This window comes from Vibrio sp. 970, from assembly GCF_033339075.1.
This window is the reverse complement of record NZ_JAWOTW010000749.1, coordinates 1-532: the sequence shown is the minus strand read 5'-3', so window position 1 is coordinate 532 and position 532 is coordinate 1. Positions and strand designations below refer to the sequence as shown.

Annotated in this window: 1 protein-coding gene; it reads left to right on the top strand. The window is 40.8% G+C overall.

Going from position 1 to position 532, the window contains the following annotated elements; all coding sequences use genetic code 11:
* Positions 1 to 146: 146 nt before the first annotated feature.
* Positions 147 to 532, top strand: a 386-nt coding sequence (locus R7Q11_RS28990) for a DUF4442 domain-containing protein (RefSeq protein WP_225467322.1), incomplete at its 3' end; no start/stop codon positions are given.

Genomic DNA, 532 nt, shown 5'->3' with positions numbered 1-532 from the left:
CATTATAGGGGAAGCGCTAAAAGCATTAAACCACGAACTTCAAAGGGTTAATAGAATCTTTTTGTAAATTGGAAATGGGTCGATTATATTACAGATCTGACCAGTTACAGTTTTGTAACATGAGCTTAGAGAGGGCACGGACTGCAATGAATAAGCGACTCGCGAAGATTTATAAACCAGGGATTGTGAAATTTGCGTTGAATGTATGGCCACCATTTTGGGGGGCCGGAATTAAAATCTTACATATTTCTGAAGACTTCCGAACGGTTAAAGTTCGTTTGAAACTTCGCTGGTGGAACAAAAATGCCAATCGTACACAGTATGGAGGCAGTATTTTTTCCTTAACAGATCCCATTTACTCTCTCATGTTGATGGGTATTCTACGTGAAGAGTATTACGTGTGGGATAAAGAGGCGAGCATCAACTTTATCAAGCCAGGACAAAGCGATTTGTTTGCTGAGTTTAAGATCACGGATGGCATGCTAGACGAGATCTATCAGATGACTCGAAACGGCGAAAAGTGCTTTCCTGA